Here is a 20,878-nt window from a genome sequence, read left to right as displayed (position 1 = left end):
TCAGCCAACCCTCCCTACTGAATCTTCTGTATGTCGAATTTCATCCACCGGAATATAATAGTCCGAGTTGTATTGAAAAGAACGAGCTAGTAAACAAGCTCCGACTCCTGTCAAACCGAATATCGCCATCCACACCCAGTGGAACGTTAAGCCAAAACCAGCAATGAACCAGAAAACCGACATGATAAATGGAATACCTGAATTCTTAGGCATATGAATTGGAGAAAAAGCAGCTGTTTCTTTCGCTTTTTTCTTTTTTCTTTCTTCTTTTATTGTCCACCACGCATCTTGCCCCGTTACTGTTGGAATCACTGCAAAATTGTAGTGCGGCGGCGGTGAAGGGATGGACCATTCTAATGTACGTCCATTCCAAGGATCCCCTGTTACATCTCGTTCTCCGTACTTAATGCCATGAAGAATCTGCCATGCTTGAAAGATAAACCCTATGCCCATAAAGAAAGCTCCGACTGTAGAGATAACGTTCAGCGGTCCCCATCCCATGTCAAAGTCGTACGTATAAATACGGCGCGTCATTCCCATAAACCCTAATGCGTATTGAGGCATGAAGCAAACATAAAAACCAATATTCCACGTCCAAAACGCCCATTTACCAAGACGGTCATTTAGTTTAAATCCAAACATTTTTGGCCACCAATAGTACAAACCTGCAAAAAAACCGAATACAACGCCACCGATTAACACTTGGTGAAAGTGAGCAACTAAAAAGTAGCTATTATGATACTGATAGTCTGCGGGAGCTGCTGAAAGCATAACACCCGTTGCTCCTCCCACAACAAAGCAGGGGATAAAAGCAACTGTCCATAGCATGGGCTGCGTCATTTGAATACGGCCGCGGAACATCGTAAATAACCAGTTGAACACTTTAACACCCGTTGGAATTCCGATAGCCATCGTCGTAATAGCAAAAAACACATTCACATTAGCACCTGCACCCATTGTAAAGAAATGATGCACCCATGTGAAATACGATAGAACGCTAATAATCATCATTGAAAAAACCATAGACTTATAGCCAAATATCTTCTTTTGAGAAAACGTTGCAACGATTTCAGAAAAAATGCCGAATGCAGGAAGTACAACGATATACACTTCAGGATGTCCCCACATCCAAATTAAGTTAATGTACATCATCGGATTTCCTCCGCCGGTCATAGTAAATAAGTGTCCGTCAAAGAAGCGGTCAATAAACAATAAAGCAAGCGTTACGGTTAATACAGGAAACGCGAAAATGATAATGATACAGCTTGCTAGCACGGACCACGTGAATAGCGGCATATGCATAAGTTTCATGCCAGGCGCACGCATTTTTAAAATAGTCATAATAAAATTAATTCCAGAAGCCAAGCTGCCGATACCTGATATTTGAATGCCCCAAATATAAAAATCTTGACCTGGTCCAGGACTGAACTGTATGCCAGAAAGCGGTGGGTAGCTCAACCATCCTGCATCTGGTGAACCGCCGATTACAAACGACAAATTAAAAAGCATAGCGCCAAAGAAGAACAGCCAAAAGCTTACCGCATTCAAAAAAGGATAGGCGACATCTCTTGCTCCAATTTGAAGCGGTACAACAATGTTAAAGAACGCAAACATAAGCGGCATTGCCATAAATAGAATCATAATAGTTCCGTGCGTAGTGAAAATTTCGTTGTAATGATTAGAATCTAGAAAATGCCACTGAGGGAATGCTAGTTGAATACGCATTAATAATGCATCTACTCCGCCTCGAAACAGCATTAATAATGAAGAAAGCATATACATGATGCCAATTTTTTTATGATCCACCGTTGTAAGCCATTCACGCCATAGCCACTTCCATTTTTTAAGATACGTAAGAACAAAAATAATACCGGCTAGTGTTAATAAAATAGCGACATCGGCTCCGTAAATCATCGGCTCTCCTGTCACAAAAAAATGAGATAAAAAATCTTTTAATCTGTCTAACAACTTAGTTTCCTCCTTCCTGGTGCTCGTGCTGTGTATGTGCTTGTTCATCGGAAGCCACATTCATGGTCTTCATGTCTTCATTTTTCATATGGTGATGCTGACTATAATATTGACCACCGTTTTTAATGACAATTTCTTGGAATAAGCCTTTAGGAATAGTAGAATACGATTTTTCCAAGGAAAGACCTTGTTTGGCAAGGTTGCTATAATCAGCTTTTGTTAAAGCTGGTGATGTTTCTTTCACTTGCTTTACCCATTGATTAAACTCTTTTGTCGATGTAGATTTAACTTTAAAATTCATATGAGCGAACCCTTCACCCGTAAAATTAGCACCTGAACCAAAATATTCTCCCTTGTGATCAGCTTGCAGCCAAAGCCCCATTGCCATTCCCGGCATGGTATATAATTGTCCTCCCAGCTCCGGTACCCAAAAAGAATTCATAGGTGCATCTGACGTTAGAACGAATTGAACGGGCACATCTTTTGGAATTTCGACATAGTTGACTGTCGCAATATCTTGATCCGGATATTGAAACAACCATTTCCAATCAAGAGACGTTACTTCAATCGTTAGCGGCTTTACATCTTTTTTCGGCGGATCCACTAAGTCATACGTCGTCTTGGCCGTAGCAAAACCTAAAATACCGATAATAATAATGGGGATGCCCCACCAAATAAATTCCAGACGCTTACTATCGTCCCAGTCTGGCCGATACGGAGCCTTGTTTCCAGGCTTATCACGGTAGCGTAAAACAATATACACAAGCAGGCCTAAAACAGGAATAACGACAATTGCGCATAAAAATATGGAAAAAATAATTAACTGGTATTCTTTTTGAGCCACCGCCCCCTGTGGGTTTAAAATCAAATAACGACTATCACAGCCTGCTAAAAAAATTGTAATGAAAACGGAGAGAATGATTAACTTGCCAATATGCATTGATTTTTGCTTTCTCACCTAAGCTCAGGCTCCCTTCCTCTAAATCTCTGTACATAATAATGATATATAAACGTTCATATTATAGATGCATCTCAACAGATCAAAAGGCTAAAAACCTCCTAACATATTGAATTTTGTCATGACATATTGCTTACTCCTAAAAAATTATCATGTTGTATCATTAAAAGGTGTGATATTTATCACACTTGAAGCGATTTTTATCTAGTTTAAATGGCTTCACCATAATTTCGTCACATATTTGGTTAAATATGGTGTGAAATACCTTGCTCCTAGCGGGTAGATTCTTATAAAAGCAAAAAGCTCTTCCAGTTCTTATTAACTGGAAGAGCTTTTTAGGAGTAATGAAGTATTGAGCTTTATTTTTTACTGATTTGTTTGCTTCACCTGCTGAAATATCCAATCAATCATTTTCTGATTTTGATACGCAGAAACCCACGAAGCATGATCATACTCTAACTCTTTAGGATATTCCGTATATAGCGGATGCCCCCCAGATTTTTTGTAAATTCGTTGCGCCGTTATTTATATTTACGATGAAACACTCCTCATAAAAAAACTATATTTCTATTTTTAAAGAGGCTTATCACTATAGCAATATCCTTTAAAAAAGCTATCCACTTTCTTCATAAAGGTTACATATTAAAAACACCTAAAGATAGTTTAGGTGTTTTTGAAAGTTTTTATATTCACCTTTCCTCTAAGCAAAAGTTCAATGGTTATATGGCCTTCTTACTCTTTGAAGCCTCTTGTTTTTTTCTCCACATATTTTCCATTTGTTCAAGAGTTCTACCTTTTGTTTCAGGAACAAATTTCCAAACGAATAAAGCAGAAAGTACACTCATTAAACCGTAGAAACCATATGTTAATCCTCCGCTATATTCCATCATCACAGGATACGTAGAGGAAATAAAATAGTTAGCCGCCCACTGAGCAGCTACAGCAATAGCTACAGCACGACCTCTAATTTTATTAGGAAAAATCTCTGAAATGAGCACCCAACAAATTGGTCCCCATGACATCATAAAGGAAGCTGTATAAATAATGATAAATACAAGCGTCCCTATACCAATGATGTTTGAAAAAGCCATGCTTGCTACACCGAACATTCCAATGGCCATTCCGATAGACCCTGTTATTAATAAAGGTTTTCTTCCCAAACGATCAACCGTCAAAATTGCAATTACTGTAAAAATAACGTTTACTAATCCCATAATAATGGTTTGCAGCATAGAAGACCCTTTAGCTGCTCCCATGCTTTCAAAAATACGCGGAGCATAGTATAGAGCTACATTGATTCCTACAAACTGTTGAAATACAGAAAGCAGTATACCTACAACAATAACTAATTTTCCATATGCTAATAATTTTTCAGATGAAACATTGGTAGAAATTGTTTGTTTAATATCGTCTAAAATTGATTTCGCTTCTGAAGATCCATTAATTTTAGTTAGTATGGCTAAAGCTTTTTGATCTTGATTCTGTATAACTAAGTAGCGAGGCGTTTCAGGAACTAAAAACAAGAGTGCTGCAAAGACTAAAGCTGGAATAGCTCCTGAAGCAAACATGTATCTCCACCCTACATCATTAATCCATTCTGAGGTTTCCCCATTTGCAATACCCCAATTCACGAAGTAAACGACTAACATTCCAAAAATAATCATAAATTGATTGAATGATACCAATCTGCCGCGAATATCTGCCGGTGCAATTTCTCCTATATAGATTGGACAAATGGCTGATGCTAACCCAACACCAATCCCACCTATAATGCGGTAGAAGTTAAAAGCTAGTAACAAAGAGAGTGTCGGTTCCCCTTTTGTAAAAAATAAAAACTCGGGATAAGAAGCTCCTAACGCTGAGACTATAAAAAGAATAGCTGCTAGTATAAGTGATTGTTTGCGCCCTAGTTTTGTCGCAAAATAACCAGATATCAATCCTCCAATAATACACCCTATCAAAGCACTTGATACAGTAACACCGTGTGCTAAAGATCCTAATCCTAAGCTGTCAATAAGATACACCTTTAATGATTCTTCAGCTCCAGATATTACAGCTGTATCATATCCAAACAGTAACCCCCCGATAGCGGCAACTAAGGTAATAGAAAAAATATATAATGAGTTTCGATTTTGTTTCATGCGTTGTTAAAAGCAGTTAAGAGTAACAGTAGAAGTTCTATTTCTAACTGAGTTCGCACTTATTTGAATGCGTTTTCAAATTCTTGGAACACAAAAGAAATTTTCTTCGTCCATTCGATTAACTGCTCTTATCCTCCCCTCTAATGTACGTATTTTTCTATTGAATCAAATCTTACTACAGCATTTTCTATACTTCCTTTTGTGTCAGGTATATCGATATACAACCATAATCAATTGATACAAGCTACTTTTATATGAAGCTCCTTTTTAAAGCAAGGTTGCATATTTTTCAACCTATTATTTCCTTTTAAATTCGCCTAGCTTTTTACTTAAGTCTTGTGTTTGAGGATATACTTCTTTATATAATTCATAAAGCCGTTTATAGACTTGTACATGTTCTGCGTTAGGATAATATGTTTTCGAAGACGTAATAAATACGTTTGCACACTCTTCCAATGAGTTATACCAGCCACAGCCATAAGCTGCTAGCATGGCTGCTCCTAACGCTGGGCCTTGTTCAGTAGACAACTTTACGATTTTTGCATTAAAAACGTCTGCTTGAATTTGAAGCCAATGATCATTTTTTGCTCCTCCCCCAATTGATACAATAGACGTAATTTCCTTTCCGCTTTCTCGAAAGATTTCAATTGATTCACTTAATGAAAACGTAATACCTTCAATAACTGCTCGCGTAAAGTCTCTCTTTTTATGAGAAGCGTCCATTCCTATAAAACTTCCCCGAATCGTAGCATCTGCATGCGGTGTACGCTCCCCAACTAAGTAAGGGGTAAATAAAAGGCCGTTTGAGCCGATTGGTACATTTTTTAGGTCAGCCAACAATTCTTCAAACGTGTCGTTTTCTGCGAAATTTTCCTTAAACCAGCTTAAACTGTGACCCGCAGATAGCGTAACGCCCATCGTATAAAAGGCATTTTCTTTTCCATGATTAAAATAATGGACTTTTCCATTAAAGTCTCTATCGCTTCGTTCCTCATAAGAAAGAACAACACCCGATGTCCCAATGCTACATAGTGTTTCCCCTGGCGATAAAATGCCGGCGCCAACTGCTCCGCAAGCATTATCAGCTCCACCTGCAAATACTTTTGTTGAAGTAGCTAATCCCGTTTTCTGAGAGAACGATTCACTAATATTGCCTATGCATTCACTAGATTCGACTAATGGCGGACAAAGGTTAATATTGACTCCTACTAATTGGCAAAGCTCACCATCCCATTTTTTCTTGCTGATGTTTAATAATAATGTACCAGCAGCATCTGAATATTCACTATGAATAAAGCCGGTCATTTTAAAACGCAAATAGTCTTTGGGCAGCATAAATACAGCTGTTTTTTCAAATATCTCCGGTTCATACTCTTTTACCCACAATAATTTAGGAAGAGTAAATCCTTCTAAAGCCTGGTTTTTTGTTATTTCTAAAAGACGTTTTTCTCCAATCACTTTATAGAGATGATGACATTGTTCTGTTGTTCTTGTGTCATTCCACAAAATGGCGTTACGTAATAGGTTATAGTTTTCATCCAGCAGCACAAGACCATGCATCTGTCCAGAATAACTAATACCTTCTATATCTTCGGGTTTTATATTAGCGTTAGCAATTAACTCATTTAAAGCACTAGCCGTCTGCTGAACCCATTCTTCTGGATTCTGTTCGCTATACCCTGTTTTTTCATGAAGGAGAGGATAATTTTTAGAAATCACAGCGCAAATCTCGCCTTTTGTATCAACTAAAACCGTTTTTACAGCGCTTGTTCCTAGATCAATTCCAATTACATATTTCATCTTGATACCTCCGCGTTTATAAACGAGAGTAGAAATTGTTTCTACTCTCGTTTGTCCTTTAAACTTCCAGAATATATTGATTTAAAATAGCCTTTAATCGTTCTTGTCTTCCTGATTTATTCATAATATTCGGATTTTTGAACGCGTACTGCTCCAGTGTATGGAAGTTAGCTTTTCCTTCCACAATCTCAAGCCCAATTCCCTCTTTAAAGCTGCTGTAGCGCTCGTTGATAACATTTTCGAAAACACGATCTTCTACTAATTTATGTGCTACTTTCAATCCTCGAGCAAACGCATCCATTCCTGCCACATGAGCATAGAGTAAATCGTCTTGTTCAAAAGAACCTCTGCGTACTTTAGCATCAAAGTTTAATCCTCCGCTGCCCAGCCCTCCATTTTGCAGAATTTCATACATTGCTAGCGTTGTAGAATATAAATCCGTTGGGAATTCATCTGTATCCCAGCCTAAAAGAGGGTCACCTTGGTTTGCATCCACTGATCCTAATAAGCCTTGTACTCTAGCTACTCGTAATTCGTGTTCAAATGTATGTCCAGCTAACGTTGCGTGGTTAGCTTCTAGATTAAGTTTGAAGTATTTATCTAATCCGTATTGTCTTAAAAATGAAATAGTTGTTGCTGCATCGGTATCATATTGATGTGTCGTAGGCTCTTTAGGTTTAGGTTCAATTAAAAACTGCCCCGTATATCCAATTTCAGTTGCGTAATCTACAGCCATATGCATAAATCTGGCTAAGTTATCTAACTCTAACTGTAAATTTGTGTTAAGCAGTGTTTCATATCCCTCACGGCCGCCCCAGAATACATAATTTTCTGCGCCTAGTTCTTTTGCTGTTTCAAGCCCCTTTTTTACTTGAGCCGCCGCATAAGCAAATACATCTGCATTACAAGAAGTAGCTGCACCATGAACGAACCGGGGATTTGTAAACATATTTGCTGTGTTCCATAATAACTTTACGTTACTTGTTTGCATGTATTCTTTAATCATAGTGACGATAACATCAAGGTTTTTATTTGTTTCTTGCAACGTACTGCCCTCAGGAGCAATGTCTCGATCATGAAATGCGAAGAATGGAACATTTAATGTTTCAAAAAGTTGAAAAGCTGCCTCAACTCTCGCTTTTGCTAAATCCATTCCATCATATCTATCCCAAGATCTTTGCATAGTAGCTGCACCAAAAGGATCCGCACCATCTGCTGTAAACGTGTGCCAGTAAGCAACAGAAAAACGCAGCTGATCTTTCATCGTTTTACCGCCTACTACTTCTTCAGGGTTATAGTATTTAAAAGCTAAAGGATTTTTAGAATCTTTACCTTCGTATAAAACTTTGTTTACGCTTTCAAAATAATTAATTTTATTAGTACTAGTTTGGACCATTTGTCATTTCCCCCTTTGATTTAAGTGAACAAGTTTATTCATTAACTATTTTAATTTAGTTAGTTTGTTTATCCAATAAACTAACTTTATTTCATCATATACAAAATAAATGTTTATTTCAATGTTTTTTTTAGAAAATTTAGTTATAATATTAGATATGATACTTTTAAATATCTAATTCAAGCTTTATAAAACACCAACTTAGTTCGATAGATAAACAAAGGAGTGGTTATTATTCAAATTGCAGATCAAGCTTTAGTAAAAAAAATGAATCAAAAATTAATATTAGATGAAATTTTAAAGAACTCTCCTATCTCCAGGGCAACTCTCTCTGAGATTACAGGATTAAACAAGTCTACTGTCTCCTCTCAAGTAAATACACTGCTTGAAAAAGATTTTATTTTTGAAATTGGGGCAGGGCAATCTAGAGGCGGCAGAAGACCTGTAATGCTTGTTTTTAATAAGAATGCAGGCTACTCGATTGGTATTGATATAGGAGTCGACTATCTTAACGGAATTCTAACCGACTTAGAAGGAAATATTATTCTCGAGAAGACTTCTGACCTGTCTAATTCTTCCGCTAGTGAAGTAAAAGAGATTTTATTTGCACTTATTCATGATTTTGTAACCCATATGCCTGAGTCCCCTTATGGTCTAGTCGGAATAGGAATTTGTGTTCCAGGCCTTGTAGATCGTCATCAGCAAATTATTTTTATGCCTAACTTAAATTGGAATATCAAAGATTTGCAGTTTTTAATTGAGAGTGAGTTTAATGTTCCGGTTTTTGTTGAAAATGAAGCTAATGCAGGAGCATACGGTGAAAAAGTATTTGGTATGACAAAAAACTACGAAAACATCGTTTACATCAGTATTAATGTCGGAATTGGAACTGGACTTGTTATTAACAACGAATTGTATAAAGGTGTTCAGGGTTTTTCTGGGGAAATGGGTCATATGACGATAGATTTTAATGGCCCCAAATGTAGCTGTGGAAATCGAGGCTGTTGGGAATTATATGCCTCAGAAAAAGCGTTACTGGCTTCGCTCTCTAAAGAAGAAAAGAACATTTCTCGAAAAGAGATTGTGGAACGCGCGAATAAAAATGATGTAGAAATGTTAAATGCACTTCAAAACTTTGGCTTTTATATCGGAATTGGATTAACCAATATTCTTAATACATTTGATGTAGAAGCTGTTATTTTGAGAAATCATATAATTGAATCTCATCCCATTGTTTTAAATACGATTAAAAACGAAGTTTCTTCTAGAGTCCATTCTCATTTAGACAATAAATGTGAACTATTGCCTTCTTCGTTAGGAAAAAATGCACCTGCTTTAGGAGCGGTTTCTATCGTTATTGATTCTTTTTTAAGTGTTACCCCTATAAGTTAGTTAAGTGAACGCAAAGGTTAGCAAACTATACCACGTTTGATCTTAAGAATTAAGCAGCTATTTTCGATTAATTGATTTTCTATAAAAGGGAAAGAATTACCCTCTTCTAATAAGAGTGTTATGTCTGTCTTCACCACCTTTTTCATCCTATGCAGCCAGTCACCTATCATAACGGCAACTGGCTGTTTATATGTTATTGGCAACCTGCTCTTTTCCAAACTACGGAGAGTCTTGGCTTTTGGGTTAGTTTACCTGCTTTTTAAATTATGAAGCATGTCTTGTCAGAGTAGTTATAACTTCCTTATATTCCCCTAGCTCTTTGCTTTGTGCCAGAGCTTTGATTTTCTCTAGCGATAAAAGAGAGCTCTGAATAATAAATGTGCGAGGCTCCGTGTCATTTTGCAGTAATTCATCAGATATAAACGTCACAAATTCTAGACTCTTCTTTTGTTCCTCTTCATCTGTTAGTTTATTTTCAATCACTCGTTTTAACTTTGCAGTTACGCGCGTAAGCTCAGTCGAAAAATGACTTTCCGATTTCTCGTTAAATAACACGGAGTAAATGGAAGGATTAAACAATTGTTCTTTTTGTTCTGCTACTTTGATTATGGTTTCCTCTGTACGCTTCATACAATACCGGACAATTTGTTCAATAGGTAATGGATAGTTTAGTGCTTTATTCATTTTAAACATATTGTTAAGCATTCCTTCTAGCAGCACAGCTCCATCAAATAAATAAGGAGAAGTCTTAGACGGGAAAATCTCTTGAAAGCGTTCATATATCCAGTTGAAAGTCGCTGCTTTTAATTCCTCTATATATTGAAATGTTTTGACCTCATTTAAAACGAGTGTACTTTCAATCATTTCAGGAATTTTGTTTTGCTCTGCAAAGTTCAGCATAAAAATTATCTGTTATTCAAATACCTTCTGATGATCTCCCTTATATTCAATGGCTACTTTTTCTCTTTGTAGAATAAGTGATTCTTGCAAAGACGAAAGTAATGAGAGAAGCAGTTCGCTTTTAGATGAAAAATATTTATAAAATGTTCCTTTTGAAATACCGCTTCTTTCTAATATATCTTGTACCGAAGTGTCTACGTATCCTTTTTCCATAAAAAGCTGGTGCGTATGCCCTAAAATATCGAGCTGTTTTTGATTCATTGCTGCTACTCCTCTGTTTACAATTTCCTTTTTATTTAGTATAACTTATCTGCCTTTTCCTAAGTGAATTTCATCCTTTTTCCTTGATAAACAAGTAAAAATAATTATATACTATTAGTACATTTTTATACATATGGTATAAAAATGTACTAATAGTATAGGTTAATTCAACAAAGTAATTATTTATCTAGCAAGTAACGACTACTGAGCGATATGTAGTTAGTAGATTCCAAATTTATACCTATTCTGAAGGAGGAATAAGATCATATGAACAAAGAAGTCATTCCCGTTACAGACATTCCAAAATTCCAATCACGTGCAGAAGAGTTTTTCCCTATCCAATGGTATAAAGAAATGTTGAACAACCACCCTGTTTATTTTCATGAAGAAACAAACACATGGAATGTATTCCAATACGACCATGTTAAACAAGTCTTGAGCAACTATGAATTTTTTTCAAGCGACGGACAAAGAACCACTATTTTTGTTGGAGATAACAGTAAGAAAAAAAGCACATCTCCAATTACTAATCTCACAAACTTAGATCCTCCTGATCACCGGAAAGCTCGATCTTTGCTTGCTGCAGCTTTTACTCCCCGCAGTTTAAAAAACTGGGAGCCGCGAATCAAACAAATTGCAGCAGATCTTGTAGAAGCAATACAAAAGAATTCAACTATTAATATTGTCGACGATTTATCTTCTCCTTTTCCTAGTTTAGTTATAGCAGATCTATTCGGCGTACCGGTAAAAGACCGATATCAGTTCAAAAAATGGGTAGATATTCTTTTTCAGCCTTATGACCAAGAAAGATTAGAAGAGATTGAACAAGAAAAACAACGTGCAGGAGCTGAATATTTTCAATACCTCTACCCTATTGTCGTTGAAAAGCGCTCCAACCTTTCTGATGATATTATCTCAGACTTAATTCAAGCGGAAGTTGATGGTGAAACATTCACAGATGAAGAAATTGTGCACGCTACCATGCTGCTTTTAGGTGCAGGAGTTGAAACTACCAGCCATGCCATTGCAAATATGTTTTATTCTTTTTTATATGACGACGAGTCGTTATACAGCGAGCTGAGAAACAATAGAGAATTAGCTCCAAAAGCAGTAGAAGAAATGCTTCGATATCGCTTTCACATCTCCAGACGAGATCGGACGGTTAAACAAGATAACGATTTATTAGGCGTTAAGCTAAAAAAAGGAGATGTCGTTATTGCGTGGATGAGTGCATGTAATATGGATGAAAATAGGTTTAAAAACCCTTTTTCTGTAGACATTCATCGTCCAACTAATAAAAAGCACTTAACATTCGGAAACGGACCTCATTTTTGTTTGGGCGCCCCTCTTGCCCGACTTGAAATGACAATCATATTAGAAGCATTTTTAGAGACATTTTCTCATATCGAACCATTCGAAGATTTTGAATTAGAACCGAATTTAACAGCTTCAGCTACCGGTCAATCTTTAACATATTTGCCGATGACGGTGTACAGATAAAAGTTATCGACATGACAAAGCAGAGAAACGTGAAAGAGATTGATCTCCTCCGTCACGTTTCTTTTTTATTCCATTATTTACTAGGCTGTTATTATCTCGTTTAAATATTTATGTACCAAATTCGAGAGACCTTCAATATGATTTAAAGTTGACAGCAGACGAAATTTAAATGTCGATAAGCTGGTCACCTATTGCCTTCTCTGCCTTAATACATCTTCTATAAAATACTGATACAAATAATTAATAAGAGCAGTCGCAATCGAGATCACAAAAAGTTGAAAACGCGTCATGTTGACCATTTTGTATACTTTTAGTTTTTCTGCCAGACTGGTCAAAGGATAAGCAAATAGATAATCAAATAGAACGTTAATCAGCAAATATTTTTTGAAATTCCCATAGGTCAGCTTAAATACCCAAAAATTAGCTATAAAAAATGGTCCAAAGATAAAAGAAATATCGCTTGAAAGTTTAGGGAAAAGAGGTTTCCTCACTTTCCACCATGTAAAGCTTTTAGATAACTCACTGATAAAAGCAATAACTAATGAACTAAACGTCAAAACAGGTAGGTATTTTTTAAAGACAAATTTATCAACTTTTACTATAGATAGCCAAGGCAATAAAAGTACTGCCAAAAGCACTAACTTTCCTTTCATTATGTACCCAACTCCTGCCGTTACGAAAATGTAAGCTAAATCATATTCTCTTTAGTTTGTGTAATAGGCTCTTTTTTATGTGTTTATTACACTGCGTTAGTTCTTTTATTCGCCTTTTATTACAAGATTTTTTGCTTTCAGGAAATTATTGATTCTCATATTCTGCATGTGCATGGAGAAAATACGGAGGTGAATGTTTAAAAGGAGGAATTAAAAATGACTACAGTACGTGAAATTATGACTAAAGATGTGAAAGCTTGTGCACCACACGACCCAGTAACAGCAGCTGCAAAATTAATGCGTGATATTAATTGTGGCTCTGTGCCGGTGTGTCAAGAAAATCGAGTAATGGGAATGATCACAGACCGTGATATCGTGTTAAATTGCGTGGCGGATGGAAAAGATTGCAACGCTGTTCATTGCCATGATTGTATGACTAAAGATGTAATTACTTGTTCTCCGGATACGGATATCCATGAGTGTGCACGTATGATGGCTGATCATCAAATTCGCCGTATTATTGTAGTGGAAAACAATAATATGGTTGGAATCTGCGCAATTGGTGACCTTGCAACAGTAAACGTGTATGTTGACGAAGCCGGTGCAGCATTAAGCGAAATTTCTAACCAAGTTCATTAAAACTTTTCAGCATATAGATCCTTAATGCTTGTACAAAATAACCCTGTCTGCAAGGAGGTGCTAATATGCCAAATTTAAACGATAACAAATTTAAAAAGATTCAGTCTGAGAGCCAAAAGCAAGGAAAGTCTCAAGAGGAATATGCGGCTGAGCTTGACGCTAATCGTGCAAAAAGCCAAAAGAAAAAGTAACAATAAAAAAGGATTACAATCGGCAGAGGCTTGTTTGTAATCCTTTTTATCATCCCGTTTTGTTATAGGCTGCGATCAGTTATAAATGTATAGTGAGTATATGCTTCATACTTTTCACCGGGCTTTAATACACAAGAAGGAAAATGCTTATGATGAATAGCGTCCGGTAAACCTTGTGTTTCTAGGCAAACACCGAGGTATTTCTCTGAGTGAACCCCTCTAATTTCGAATTCTTCGTCTAGATGATTTCCAGTATAGAGAACAACTGAAGGCTGATTCGTTTTGACTTCTATTTTGCGGCCGCTTGCAGGGTCAAATAATGACATCTGCTTTTCAGTTTCTCCTTCTAAAAGAAATGGATGATCGTATCCTTTACCAACTAATATATTTTGCGGATGAGTGGATTCCACCCCTTCCTTGAGACTATGTCCTTCTCTGAAATCAAACGGAGTATCTGTAACATTGATAGCTTCTCCAGTAGGTAAAAGTTCATCATTCAGCTCTAAGAATTCGTTACTTTTCAGCTTTAAAACATGATCTAAGACCGTTTCTTTTAGGTTTCCGCTTAAATTAAAATACGTATGATTAGTTAAGTTGATAAGGGTCTCTTGATCCGTTGTTCCTTCGTAAGAAATATGAAATTCATTTTTATTCGTTAATGTATATGTAACTTTCACTTCAAGATTACCGGGATACCCTTCTTCTCCGTCTTTACTTAAATATGTAAATTCAACACCTACATGATCATTCGCCTCAATTGTTTTAGCATTCCATATTTTATGACTAAACCCTTCTGCCCCACCATGCAAATGGTTGTTTCCTTCATTTTTTTCAAGACGATAGGTTTCATTATTAAGCTGAAACGAGGCTCCTCCTATACGTCCTGCTACGCGTCCGACCACAGCTCCGAAATAAGGCGAATATTTCTGATATTCTTCTATTGAATCAAATCCCAATACAACACTTTCACTCTTCCCTTCAGAATCCCTCATTTCAATATTTGATATCACACATCCATAGTCAAGACAGGTAATTTTAAGCCCTTCATCATTTAGTAAGGTATAAGCATGTACAGCTTGATTGTTTAGTTCTCCAAATTTCTCTGAGTTTACTTTCACTTTTAATCAGTCCAATCCTCTTTTTATTCGTAAATTGCTTAACGGACCCTACATGTTATAAACATCGGATATGTTGTTATAGTTCCCTCTGCAATCCTTCCTGAATCTTCATTATTCTCATTTTATTGTAATCGTGTACATTTCTTAATTCAAGCTTGAAGGATAAAGGCTGGCTACTGTTTGTTATTGCTATTTCTTCAGTATTCCTAAGTATTCTTCCCAAGGTCCTACATCTTCTCTATATCGTTCTGCCATTACTCGAACAATTTGCGCAATATGGGTCAAATCGTGAGTAACCCAAGTCGAGAGCAACTCTCTGACTTTTACTGCCCCAAACGCTGGGTGTTCTCCTCTCACTTCCAGATGTTTTTCATGCTTAACTAGAAGCTTTAGTTGATGTAAATTCTGTATTCTTATCTTTTTGAATTCAAGAAGCTTCTCTTCAATAGAACTAGCAGATTCCTTATTTAAATGGGCATAGCGGTCAAACGGAGGAAAAGCTCCCTCTTTTCCTTTTTGAAGGATAAATTCTAGCCTTGGTATCCAATTATTTTTTTCTGCTTCTATTAAATGTTCTATGACTTCGGAGGTATTCCACGTTCCTTCTCCTTCATTGCATTGCAGCCACCCTGCAGATAGACCAGACAAAAGTTTTTCAAGCGTTTGTGGCGTATGCTCAAGTATTTCAATCGCTTCTTTTAAATTAAAATTCATATCAATTCCCCTTTCTCAACGTAATGATGCTGAGCTGTCAGTTATGTAAATCCTTTAGAGGTTATAGTCAATTTTACCATAATTCGCTCCTATTAAAGGAGCCAACTATTTTTCTAATTCCTTTTATGATGACTAAAATAAAACAGGAACACATGTTTGGTTTTCCTCTAAAAATATGATAAAATATATATAGGCTAAAACGCAGTGAGTATAAGTCTGAATAGGCACTGCTCATTCGTAAAATAGATTGCTAGCAACTTTTTCATCTTGAGCTTTTCGTGTGAATTGGAGTGAGACAACAGTGAGTAAAAATCAAAAGCGATGGACAAAAGAAGAAGATAGATTTCTTATTCAACGCTATGGCGCTATGACGCTTCAAAAGATGGGTGAGCATTTACATAGAAGCAAGGAATCGGTTAATAAACGACTTACTCGATTAAATCTTCGTGCTTCGGATACAGCTTTACGTAAAAAATGGACGCTTGAACAAGATGCTTTTTTGCAGGAGAACATTGATATCATGAATAACCGTGAAATGGCACACTCTTTAGGCAGAAGTCCTTCTTCTATTGCTACGCGCATAAAAGTTTTGGGACTAACACGAAAAACGGCGATGCGAAGATGGACGCTGCAAGAAGACGAATATTTGCTAAGGTATTACGGGGTAAAACCTCTTTCACACATATCAGCTAAATTACAGCGAAGTGTGCAAGCGCTAGAATCGAGGTTGAGCCGTTTAGAAGTGTATGGAGCCAAAGCGCACGTAGGACACATTACAGCGTGTGAACTAGCAGCCTGCCTTGAAGTAGATGTTCATACAATTTACAAGTGGATTCATAAAGAGAATCTACCGTATAAAATGATCATCGCCAAGACCAGAACATTTATGGGAATTGACATTCAATCTTTTTGGAAGTGGGCTGAACAAAATAAATCGTGCCTTAACTTTTTTAAAATACCTAAAAATACGCTTATTCCAGAACCAGCGTGGGTAGATGCACAGAGAAAACTAGACTATGTAAAGCGCCCTAAATACGAGCATAAAAAGTGGACAGCAGAAGAAGATGCCAGATTGTGGCGCATGTTTTATCAGGAAAAGCTCAATCAGCGAGAAATTGGGCAGCTGCTCGGGCGCTCGAGAAATAGCGTGCAGCGACGCTTAGAGCGTTTACGTAAAAAGAAACTAGCTAGTTAAACGATAAAAAGCTTGGAATAAGCTATGCTTACCCCAAGCTTTTTTTATTGATATGACTTTTTGTTAAGCTTTAACTGCTTTTTCCCAATCTGCTGCAAATTTTTCCATTCCTTGGTCAGTTAACGGATGTTTTGCTAATTGCTCAATAACAGCGTATGGAATTGTGGCAATATGAGCTCCTGCAAGTGCTACACGCGTTACATGATCCGGGTGTCTTACAGATGCTGCAATAATTTGAGAGTCGATGTTTTGAACGCGGAATAACTCAGCAATTTTAGATACTAGCTGTACTCCGTCTTCTGAAATATCATCAAGACGTCCTAAAAATGGAGAAACATACGTCGCTCCAGCACGAGCTGCTAAAAGCGCTTGGTTTACTGTAAAGATCAAGGTTACATTTGTTTTTACGCCTTTCTTTGCAAGGTAGCGCGTCGCTTCCAAGCCAGCTAATGTCATAGGCAGCTTAATCGTAATGTTTTTATCTCCGTCGTTAATTTTAATCAGTTCTTCAGCTTGAGCAATCATGTCTTCAGCAGAAAGTGCGTCAGGCGTTACCTCTGCAGAAACGGATTCAACTTCCGGTACCATTTGAAGAATTTCTTCGATGCGGTCTTCAAACCTTACGCCTTCTTTTGCTACTAAAGATGGATTGGTTGTCACACCAGCTAGAACACCTACTTTGTATGCTTTCTTAATATCCTCAAGGTTTGCTGTATCAATAAAAAATTTCATCTCACTATTCCTCCTTATTATTGTACATAAATCTATATTTCAACGTACGCGAACTATAGCCTAGCCAATTTGCTGCAGGGCATATAGGTTTTCTATAGAAGCGTTTTCAATCTCTTTTGCAGTTAATACCTTTAATTTTTCTAAAAATTGTATGGCGTCCACTCGGTCTTCAATGTCTTCTTCTGTACGAATATTCTCCGTTTTAATCTGATGGATACATTCGTTGATGACTTCTTTGTACGCATTCGTTTGGATAAACCATTCTGCTAACAGCGTTTTTGTTGCTTCTCTTTCTTCTTCACTTTTAACTGCAAACAAACTCTCTGTTTCCGTTTCACTCAGCATAAGGCTGCTAAAATCGTGATTCATACAAAGCCAAAAATAACCTTTTTGGCTATCGTAATACTTTCCTTCTCTTAAAAGAAAATACTTGATTCCAAATTTAATTTTATGAGATTGGTTCTCTGAACTCGGCATATGAATTTCTTTTATTTCTACGCTTTCTGATACATCCAGATATGTTTCTAAACCGTACTTTGTATTCACTACTTTTGCATCCAATACGTCCATCCTCATTCTCCTTTTCTCACATTCTATTTATTTTTATAAAAAAACAGAGGTCTGATTTTATGTAATAACGAATCCAGTTTTTGTGGATGTTTTTCTTAACCAACCGACATGTTTTACTGTTTACGCTTTCATTATATATCAGATTATTCGAAAAAACATCAAAAACAATCAAATTCATTCAAAAAAAGTCATAAAATCGTAAAAAGTAGTCATAAAAGGTCATTATCTATTAAAAATAGATGAACTTTTATGTTAATTGCGTGCTTCAATGTATCTTAAGGTAATTACCTTTTCCAAAAAAACCGACTTTTATTACATACCCTCTCTGCAAAAATATACCCACTCGTTTCACCATTTTTTCACTTTAACATGATATCCTGTAGTATAATTTTGTTTCACGTACTAATTCTCATTAATTTTCGCCGTTTTAGGTTATTCGTTTTTATTTGTGGGAAAGTTACATAAATACAACACGTTATGAATAAGGGGATGTTAACATGGATAAGAGAATTGAAACATTAAAAGAAAAGCTGCCTGATAATCATAAGGAGGTTGCTGTTCTCACTTCTCATATTTTTGATGCGCTTGATAAATTAACAACTGAACACCGCAGATATGTTGGGATTTCGGCAGCCGCTAAAATAAAGCCTAACCCAGATGAAGAGAAAGCTTTTTTTGATACCATTTATCAAGTAAAAACCCTCATCATGTCAGAGCTTGAAAAAACCGTTGAGGACATCGAGCACAAAGGTGATAAAAACTGGGATAAGAACTATAAAGATGGAGTCAAGTGATAGCTAAATAAGATGTTTAAAAGCCTGTGCTTCAAGAAGCACAGGCTTTTTCATGAGATCCTCTATCCTCTACTGATTCGACTAGGAGAGGTCTTGGAATTCAATTATTGAAGATTTAGTACGGTTACTTTTTCACGAGTCATGGATTCAATACTTTTACGAATGCCTTGAGCGCCCATACCGGATCCTTTTACACCGATAAAAGGAAAATGATCGGGACCACGTTCTGTGCGGCCATTGATTTGAACGGAACCGACTTCCATTTTATTTGCAATTGAGAAGGCTTTATTAATATCTTTTGTAAAAACACTTGCTTGTAAGCCAAATTCTGATTCGTTTGCTATATCAACGGCTTCTTGATCAGAAGCGACGCGAATAATTGGTAATACAGGGCCAAATGGTTCTTCCCATGCTACGCGCATAGTATCATTTACGTCATCTAAAAGAGTAGGATAAATAAGGTTGCCTTCACGCTTGTTTCCAGTCACAACTGTTGCACCTTTTCCTAGTGCATCTGCAATTAAAATCTGAATAAAGTCCGCTGCTTTGCTATCAATTAATGGAACGATCGTACATCCATCTTCAGGAGAACCGACTGATAGTTTATGTACTTCTTCTTTTAAAATATTTACGAGCTCGTTTGCCACTTTTTCATGCACAAGTACACGTTTAATAGCTGTACAGCGCTGGCCGGAATAAGAAAATGCTCCGCTTATAATATGTTTTGCTGCTTCTTGTAAATCTGCATCTTCACATACAATACCCGGGTCTTTTCCTCCAAGTTCTAATACAAGAGGAATCATGCCTGCCTTTTTAGCTAATTGAGTACCCGTATTTGTTCCTCCGGTAAATGAAATCATGTTAATGCCTTTATGTTCAACCAAATAATCCCCAATAACAGATCCGCGACCCGTTACGACATTTACAAGACCTTGTGGAATACCTGCTTGATGAAGAGCTTCAATCATCTTAATACCGCTGATCGCTCCTTGCGTTGCGGGTTTGAAGATAACTGCATTTCCTGAAATAAGCGCAGGCGCCAGTTTAGCAGCTGCTAAATTTACCGGATAATTAAAAGGAGGAATTGCGAGTACAACACCTAAAGGCACGCGTTCAACAATGGCAACTTTAGACTTAGAACCGCCAGGAAAACTATCTCCCTTCATGCTTTCTCCGTTCATATGAAGGGCTTCTTCAACTGTATAGCGAATGAAATCAGCTGTGCGCACTACTTCATTTCTTGCATCTTTTAAGCTTTTTCCAACTTCCTTCATGATAATTTCGGCAATTTCACTCTGCATTTTCACCAGCTCATCCGCCCATTTGTATAAATATTTTGCACGTTCTTGCAGAGAAATTTCTGCCCACCCTTTCTGAGCTTTCTGCGCGGCATGTACTGCTTCATCGACCTCTTCTTTTGTGATAGCCTGCACTTTCCCAATCACGTCATGACGGTATGGAGAAACAATGTCGATTGTCTGCCCTGATTTGCTTTCTTTCCACTCACCGTTAAGATAAAAAGAATAAGTTGATACATTTAATACCGTTGTTGTCATAAAAAGTCCCCCTTAATAAAAGTAAAAGTGAAATTTATTATCAAAATTTTCAGTCTTTTTACGAATGAAAACTCTGTGAATATCTGAGCAAAAAAGAATTCTAGCTGTATCCATTTCTATAACTTTTTAATATCGCTTGTAACTTCCTTAAACTTGTTGCCTTTAAAGCAGTAGCTTTTCTCTTTTCGACTCAAAACCAAAGCATCATATAATTTAATGAATATTTTGTATTTTTAATATATATAAATTTCTTTCATTCGTACAATACAAAAAAGTTATCTCAACGATTAATAATTTTAATGATTTATATCCCCTATACGAAAAAAATTTATGACTTCCTACTTTTTTAGGGAAAATGGGAGTTTTAAGCTCCCTTGATTATATTTATTTTGAGGGAGAT

19 protein-coding genes are annotated in these 20,878 nt (G+C 36.7%); 6 read left to right on the top strand and 13 right to left on the bottom strand.

Going from position 1 to position 20,878, the window contains the following annotated elements; translation table 11 throughout:
* The 5 genes from qoxB to xylA form a co-directional block, all read right to left on the bottom strand.
* The gene (qoxB, locus tag ACN6NE_RS20715) at positions 1–1,968 is read right to left on the bottom strand and encodes a cytochrome aa3 quinol oxidase subunit I (protein ID WP_129708256.1); all 1,968 of its coding nucleotides are present in this window, start codon (positions 1,966–1,968) and stop codon (positions 1–3) included.
* A 1-nt stretch (position 1,969) separates the two neighbouring features.
* On the bottom strand, positions 1,970–2,908 hold the full coding sequence (locus ACN6NE_RS20710; protein WP_474327730.1) for a cytochrome c oxidase subunit II: 939 nt from the start codon (positions 2,906–2,908) through the stop codon (positions 1,970–1,972).
* A 737-nt stretch (positions 2,909–3,645) separates the two neighbouring features.
* The gene (xylE, locus tag ACN6NE_RS20705; protein ID WP_474326988.1) at positions 3,646–5,067 is read right to left on the bottom strand and encodes a D-xylose transporter XylE; all 1,422 of its coding nucleotides are present in this window, start codon (positions 5,065–5,067) and stop codon (positions 3,646–3,648) included.
* A gap of 297 nt (positions 5,068–5,364) precedes the next feature.
* On the bottom strand, positions 5,365–6,867 hold the full coding sequence (gene xylB, locus ACN6NE_RS20700; protein ID WP_474326986.1) for a xylulokinase: 1,503 nt from the start codon (positions 6,865–6,867) through the stop codon (positions 5,365–5,367).
* Between the two features lie 58 nt (positions 6,868–6,925).
* On the bottom strand, positions 6,926–8,263 hold the full coding sequence (gene xylA / locus ACN6NE_RS20695; RefSeq protein WP_129708247.1) for a xylose isomerase: 1,338 nt from the start codon (positions 8,261–8,263) through the stop codon (positions 6,926–6,928).
* 234 nt (positions 8,264–8,497) lie between these two features.
* Between xylA and xylR the strand changes: the two genes are divergently transcribed.
* Positions 8,498–9,655: a transcriptional repressor XylR gene (gene xylR / locus ACN6NE_RS20690; protein ID WP_240702687.1), complete on the top strand. Its 1,158-nt coding sequence runs from the start codon at positions 8,498–8,500 to the stop codon at positions 9,653–9,655.
* A 264-nt stretch (positions 9,656–9,919) separates the two neighbouring features.
* Here the strand turns inward: xylR and ACN6NE_RS20685 are convergent, their stop codons facing one another.
* Together ACN6NE_RS20685 and ACN6NE_RS20680 are read right to left on the bottom strand one after the other, a co-directional pair.
* On the bottom strand, positions 9,920–10,555 hold the full coding sequence (locus ACN6NE_RS20685) for a TetR/AcrR family transcriptional regulator (protein ID WP_474326984.1): 636 nt from the start codon (positions 10,553–10,555) through the stop codon (positions 9,920–9,922).
* A 12-nt stretch (positions 10,556–10,567) separates the two neighbouring features.
* The gene (locus ACN6NE_RS20680; RefSeq protein WP_474326983.1) at positions 10,568–10,816 is read right to left on the bottom strand and encodes a TetR/AcrR family transcriptional regulator; all 249 of its coding nucleotides are present in this window, start codon (positions 10,814–10,816) and stop codon (positions 10,568–10,570) included.
* A gap of 267 nt (positions 10,817–11,083) precedes the next feature.
* Between ACN6NE_RS20680 and ACN6NE_RS20675 the strand changes: the two genes are divergently transcribed.
* A complete protein-coding gene (locus ACN6NE_RS20675; RefSeq protein WP_129708237.1) occupies positions 11,084–12,316 on the top strand; it encodes a cytochrome P450 in 1,233 nt (410 codons plus the stop codon).
* Positions 12,317–12,504: 188 nt separating this feature from the next.
* Here the strand turns inward: ACN6NE_RS20675 and ACN6NE_RS20670 are convergent, their stop codons facing one another.
* Complete coding sequence (locus tag ACN6NE_RS20670; RefSeq protein WP_129708234.1) at positions 12,505–12,969, bottom strand: hypothetical protein; 465 nt, start codon at positions 12,967–12,969, stop codon at positions 12,505–12,507.
* Between the two features lie 216 nt (positions 12,970–13,185).
* On the opposite strand from ACN6NE_RS20670, the gene ACN6NE_RS20665 reads away from it, so the two are divergent.
* Positions 13,186–13,608: a CBS domain-containing protein gene (locus tag ACN6NE_RS20665; protein WP_474326980.1), complete on the top strand. Its 423-nt coding sequence runs from the start codon at positions 13,186–13,188 to the stop codon at positions 13,606–13,608.
* A gap of 65 nt (positions 13,609–13,673) precedes the next feature.
* Positions 13,674–13,799 (top strand): hypothetical protein, encoded by a 126-nt coding sequence (locus ACN6NE_RS20660; protein ID WP_013056562.1) that lies wholly within the window; start codon positions 13,674–13,676, stop codon positions 13,797–13,799.
* A 62-nt stretch (positions 13,800–13,861) separates the two neighbouring features.
* Here ACN6NE_RS20660 and ACN6NE_RS20655 read toward each other — a convergent pair whose 3' ends face one another.
* Together ACN6NE_RS20655 and ACN6NE_RS20650 are read right to left on the bottom strand one after the other, a co-directional pair.
* Entirely contained in the window at positions 13,862–14,917 is a 1,056-nt protein-coding gene (locus tag ACN6NE_RS20655; protein WP_129708228.1) for an aldose epimerase family protein, read from the bottom strand.
* Between the two features lie 189 nt (positions 14,918–15,106).
* Positions 15,107–15,631 (bottom strand): DinB family protein, encoded by a 525-nt coding sequence (locus ACN6NE_RS20650; RefSeq protein ID WP_129708225.1) that lies wholly within the window; start codon positions 15,629–15,631, stop codon positions 15,107–15,109.
* Positions 15,632–15,932: 301 nt separating this feature from the next.
* Between ACN6NE_RS20650 and ACN6NE_RS20645 the strand changes: the two genes are divergently transcribed.
* On the top strand, positions 15,933–16,826 hold the full coding sequence (locus ACN6NE_RS20645) for a sigma-70 family RNA polymerase sigma factor (protein WP_474326977.1): 894 nt from the start codon (positions 15,933–15,935) through the stop codon (positions 16,824–16,826).
* A 63-nt stretch (positions 16,827–16,889) separates the two neighbouring features.
* Here ACN6NE_RS20645 and fsa read toward each other — a convergent pair whose 3' ends face one another.
* Entirely contained in the window at positions 16,890–17,558 is a 669-nt protein-coding gene (gene fsa, locus ACN6NE_RS20640; RefSeq protein ID WP_013082751.1) for a fructose-6-phosphate aldolase, read from the bottom strand.
* Between the two features lie 60 nt (positions 17,559–17,618).
* Positions 17,619–18,128 carry a hypothetical protein gene (locus ACN6NE_RS20635; RefSeq protein ID WP_129708219.1) on the bottom strand — a complete coding sequence of 170 codons (510 nt, stop codon included), beginning with the start codon at positions 18,126–18,128 and terminating at the stop codon, positions 17,619–17,621.
* A gap of 497 nt (positions 18,129–18,625) precedes the next feature.
* Between ACN6NE_RS20635 and ACN6NE_RS20630 the strand changes: the two genes are divergently transcribed.
* Positions 18,626–18,922, top strand: a complete 297-nt coding sequence (locus ACN6NE_RS20630) for a hypothetical protein (protein WP_129708216.1) — start codon at positions 18,626–18,628, stop codon at positions 18,920–18,922.
* A gap of 104 nt (positions 18,923–19,026) precedes the next feature.
* Here the strand turns inward: ACN6NE_RS20630 and ACN6NE_RS20625 are convergent, their stop codons facing one another.
* Positions 19,027–20,478: an NADP-dependent glyceraldehyde-3-phosphate dehydrogenase gene (locus ACN6NE_RS20625; protein ID WP_129708213.1), complete on the bottom strand. Its 1,452-nt coding sequence runs from the start codon at positions 20,476–20,478 to the stop codon at positions 19,027–19,029.
* Between the last annotated feature and the right edge of the window lie 400 nt (positions 20,479–20,878).

This window comes from Priestia sp. 53B2, from assembly GCF_056099005.1.
Note: the sequence above shows the minus strand (reverse complement) of the source record. Positions and strands in the feature narration are given on the sequence as shown.